At 48.5% G+C, this 4,304-nt stretch carries 4 protein-coding genes; 2 read left to right on the top strand and 2 right to left on the bottom strand.

What is annotated here, in order from left to right; all coding sequences use genetic code 11:
• The coding region (locus BZG79_RS12340) for an acetate--CoA ligase family protein (protein ID WP_199877797.1) at positions 1-1,274 on the bottom strand (1,274 nt) is incomplete at its 3' end.
• A gap of 285 nt (positions 1,275-1,559) precedes the next feature.
• On the opposite strand from BZG79_RS12340, the gene BZG79_RS12335 reads away from it, so the two are divergent.
• A complete protein-coding gene (locus BZG79_RS12335) occupies positions 1,560-2,084 on the top strand; it encodes an SPOR domain-containing protein (protein WP_077678834.1) in 525 nt (174 codons plus the stop codon).
• A 178-nt stretch (positions 2,085-2,262) separates the two neighbouring features.
• Positions 2,263-3,267, top strand: a complete 1,005-nt coding sequence (locus BZG79_RS12330; protein WP_077677095.1) for a D-alanine--D-alanine ligase — start codon at positions 2,263-2,265, stop codon at positions 3,265-3,267.
• Here BZG79_RS12330 and BZG79_RS12325 read toward each other — a convergent pair whose 3' ends face one another.
• Positions 3,268-4,221: a tyrosine-type recombinase/integrase gene (locus tag BZG79_RS12325; RefSeq protein ID WP_077677096.1), complete on the bottom strand. Its 954-nt coding sequence runs from the start codon at positions 4,219-4,221 to the stop codon at positions 3,268-3,270.
• Positions 4,222-4,304 lie beyond the last annotated feature (83 nt).

Here is a 4,304-nt window from a genome sequence, read left to right as displayed (position 1 = left end):
ACTGTGGCGTCGTCTCCCTCACCTTGCCAATTCGTTAAAATATTAAAGCGCCGCGCGCGAGGGTTTTCTTTTAATGAATGAATGATGGCTTTGGCGGTCGCCAGTCCAGGTGCCGTGACCGATGGGGAATGCATGATCAAAACCGCGTCGGCCTCATCACTGTTTAACATGATATCTATTGCCGCTTGGTAACGCTGCGTGTCAGCATCTCCGACCAGATCAATGGGGTTCGTATGCGACCAGCTTGCAGGCAAGACCTGATTTAGGGCGTCAAGCGTTGAGTCACTCAAGGTCGCTAGCTTACCCCCAGCATCCATCAGCGTGTCAACCGCCATCACAGCCGGCCCACCGCCGTTAGTGATAATCGCGAGCCGTTCTCCACGTAAAGGAACGGAGTGAGACAGCGTCTCGACCGCGGCAAATAACTCGTGCGTGTTGTTCACACGTAACATCCCAGAGCGACGAATTGCAGCATCGTAAGCGGCATCTAACCCTGTACTGGTCTGACTAAGTTGCTCAAGAGCAACAGATCCACCGCGGGTACGACCACTTTTCAATACGAGAATACGACGATTCCGGGCGGCTGCTCGCGCAGCGGAGATAAAGCGTCGTGCATCACGAATTGAATCGACGTAGAGCAAAATCGCGTCGGTTTTACTGTCGCGACACAAAAAGTCGAGTAATTCGGGGAAATCAATATCACAGGCTTCGCCCAATGAGATAAAGGTTGAAAAGCCAATACGTTTATTTCGCGCCCAGTCCAAAATAGTGGTACAGACGGCGGCTGATTGAGAGACAAAAGCAATGTTTCCTTTGTTGGCCGGCACAGGTGCAAAGGATGCGTTAAGGTTAAGCCATGGTAAAATCATGCCCAAACTATTGGGGCCAAGCACGCGCATGGTGTATCTCTGTGCCACCCGTTGCATTATCGCGTACTGACTTGTGCCGAGTGAGTCGAGCTGGCCGCGCATCCCGGCTGCGAGCACAATGACGAGCTTAACGCCTCTTTCTCCCAATTGTTCGATAAGCGCTGGCGTCGCTTCACCACGGGTACAGAGAACGGCTAAGTCGGGAACAAGTGGCAGGTCCGCAATCGTTTTATACGCCAAAATGCCGGCAACCGCTTGATACTTAGGTGTGACAGGCATGATAGGGCCTTGAAATCCACCGGATTGTAAGTTGCGGGTGATAACGTAGCCTGCGCGCCCGCTGCGGTCGGACGCACCTATAACCGCAATAGATTTAGGCTTGAGGAGTTGATCGATGCCGGCCATAGTTTCCTCCGAAAAAGCGTCGCCCAGCGTCATCAACGGTGGGCACATCAATTGGTTAAGCTCTGAAGCCAGTCTATCGGTTCAGCGTTGAAATCAACGGTCTTTTTTAACGCAATGTGATCTGGGTGTGGCAGAAACTGGCTGTTACGATACACTCAAGCACGTCGTTTAACGTTCTATCTGTGAGCTATCACCGGAAACCTTATGTAACAGGTTAACTTTTGGTTGAATGGCTATTGGGTCGGGGGCACAATGAAACAAATTTGGATAACTGACAGAATCACAATGAAAAAACTGGGCTTACTTGCAGTTGCGCTGCTGCTATCAGGATGCAGTGGTGGTGGTGTGACCACTGAAATTTATAGTCAGACCATTGAGTCAACCGATACGCGCGAGACTGTGAAAACCTCGGCACCACAACCGAAAGAGCAATCTGCATCGAAAGAACGATCTGTATCGAAAGAGCAATCCGCTTGGAAAGAGGAAGCGTCGCCAGCGCCGAAAAAACAAACCGTAAAAGCATCAAGTCAGGGCCCAGGGTATACCATTCAAATTGTGGCACTTAGCCATGATCGCGGGTTTACTGATTACGCCAAACGGCTTCCAAGTAACGAGCCACTTTGGAGCAACAAGAAAATGGTAGACGGCTTACCTTGGTATACCTTGTTGTATGGTGAATATTCATCACGAGATGCAGCAAAGCGTGCCATTAAGGCTTTACCGCAAACCATTCAGCAGTATGGTCCTTTTGTTCGTGACATCGCAGACATTAAGCGTTCATCAACGCCTGAGATGACACGCGTTAACTAGTCGAATCTCCGCGCCTGTTAATATAGAAGCTGGCTCTTGGGTCAGCTTTGAACAAACCCGCAGCAATCAAACACCAAAATACCAACAAATACGCGTCGATAGGTGAAAGCAACGTCGCATTTGACTACTATGGCGGTATATTCAGGTAACGTGTTAATGCACGTGGTGAGAGAAAATAATGACGAAACTAAACCTGCTTTTACTGTGCGGTGGCGGTGGTGCGGAGCACGATATCTCGCTCGTTTCTGCGCAGTATATTGAATCACAGCTAGCGAAGCTCCCTCGAGTCAATGTCCAAAAAGTCGAAATCACCCAAGAAGGATGGCATCTTGACGATGGTATGCGCTGTCACCTTGATACTGATGGCATGCTTTGTAGCAAGGTTGAGCATAGGCAAATTCATTATGTGATCCCTTGCTTCCATGGTTTTCCCGGCGAGACGGGGGATATTCAGTCACTACTCGAGATCACCGGCCTGCCTTACCTAGGATGCGGCCCGGAAGGTAGCCAAATTTGCTTTAATAAAATTACCTCGAAGTTGTGGTTTGATGCCCTCGGCATTCCGAACACACCCTACGTGTTTATCACCGATCAAAGTGACCAAAACATGGCACGTGCGTCTGCCTTTTTTGCTGAGCATCAAGGCGTTTTCGTCAAAGCGGCCAGTCAAGGATCCAGTGTAGGCTGCTATCGTGTTACTGAAGAAGAGCAGCTCTCAACATGCATTGCAGATGCGTTTACGTTTTCTGACCAAGTATTGATCGAAAAAGCGATTCAACCGCGTGAATTAGAGGTGGCCGCGTTTCAGGTTGGCGACGAAATTATTGTCACCAAGCCGGGTGAAATACGCTGTCCAGAGGGGAGTTTTTATACCTTTGAAGAGAAATACAGCGAAGGGAGTTCGAGCAATACACAGATTGAAGCACTCGACCTTAGCGAGGAACAAGTTGCCTGTATTCGCGACTATGCCCATCAAGCGTTTAAGCAACTGCGATTAAAGGACATGTCGCGCATTGACTTTTTCTTGACTGAGAACGGTACGGTACTCGTCAACGAAATTAATACCTTTCCAGGTATGACGCCCATTTCCATGTTCCCTAAATTGGTCGAACATCATGGGTTAGCATTTGATGAATATCTCGCATCACGTATCACCCATGCAACGGGACGGCGAGTAAGCTAGTTATTCCGTCAGCTTCTTATGTCGGTATCGCGCTTTAGCTTGTTCACTTGCTATCGTGTTACCGACATATTGCGCCGGCATTGCGGGGCTTTTCCAGCGGCCAAGATGCTGGATTTGTTTTATTGTCATTCCTTTATTGGCAAGTGCACGGCTTGCACCGACGCGAGGCGATTGCCCAGAAAAAGTAACGGATTCACCCAGCAAGCGACTCGCGCGTCGAAAGACCCGATAAATCGATGACGGGTCTAATGCGGTCTCACCTAAATGGCCATGTTTGTTGATTCGACGAAGTAGGGGGCCATGATTCATTCCTGTTTTATCCAACCACTGGGCGACTAACATCGCTGTTTGCTCACTCAATGCTACCCGTTGATCTCTAACTATTATGAACGTTTGGGTGCCTTGAGTAATCAGATCGTCTGTGGTCAGTGCGGCAAGTTCACTGCGTTTAAGCAATCCTTCATAAGAAAGTGACCATACAAGCCGATCTCTCAGATCTTGCAGTCTTTGCGAACTGGCGAGTTGTTCATTGAGTTGTATCATGTGCTGAGCGTGAAAGGGGGTGGCTTCTTTACTTTCCGGTAACTTTGCCTGAAGTAATCGAGCCATGGCGTATTTTACTTCGCGATGTTTACTGGGATCACGCTGTTGATGTAGTCGATGTACTAAACCGACGGTGACCACGACACGACGAATCGCCGATATTTTACGGTGTTGAGCCGCAAGCTCGGCAAAGCGACGCAAAGTCGTTATCGCACATGGCACGGCTGTGACCCCTTGGCCGTGACAAAAATCAGCAAATACGTGCCAGTCATTACGGTAACTGAGTAATGAATTACGACTGTAAGCGCCTTGTGTTAATAATTCCCACTCATCCAAACTGACTACGCCTTGATTGAAAAGGGCCAAGCTATCGGGAATATGCTTTGGTTCAAGCGGTAAAATCTTTTTCATAATGCACTATAACTTTATATGTTTGTTATCAGTCTAACACACTACAATGAAAAATATTAGACTTATGTCCCATTACACTAGAC

The organism is Salinivibrio sp. MA427, assembly GCF_001996115.1.
In the GTDB taxonomy this organism is placed as follows: Bacteria; Pseudomonadota; Gammaproteobacteria; order Enterobacterales; family Vibrionaceae; genus Salinivibrio; species Salinivibrio costicola.
Note: the sequence above shows the minus strand (reverse complement) of the source record. Positions and strands in the feature narration are given on the sequence as shown.

Bases quoted from the DNA above. Each gene is read 5' to 3' on its own strand.
- BZG79_RS12335 (WP_077678834.1), top strand. From the start codon at position 1,560: ATGAAAAAACTGGGCTTACTTGCAGTTGCGCTGCTGCTATCAGGATGC.
- BZG79_RS12330 (WP_077677095.1), top strand. From the start codon at position 2,263: ATGACGAAACTAAACCTGCTTTTACTGTGCGGTGGCGGTGGTGCGGAG.
- BZG79_RS12325 (WP_077677096.1), bottom strand. From the start codon at position 4,221: ATGAAAAAGATTTTACCGCTTGAACCAAAGCATATTCCCGATAGCTTG.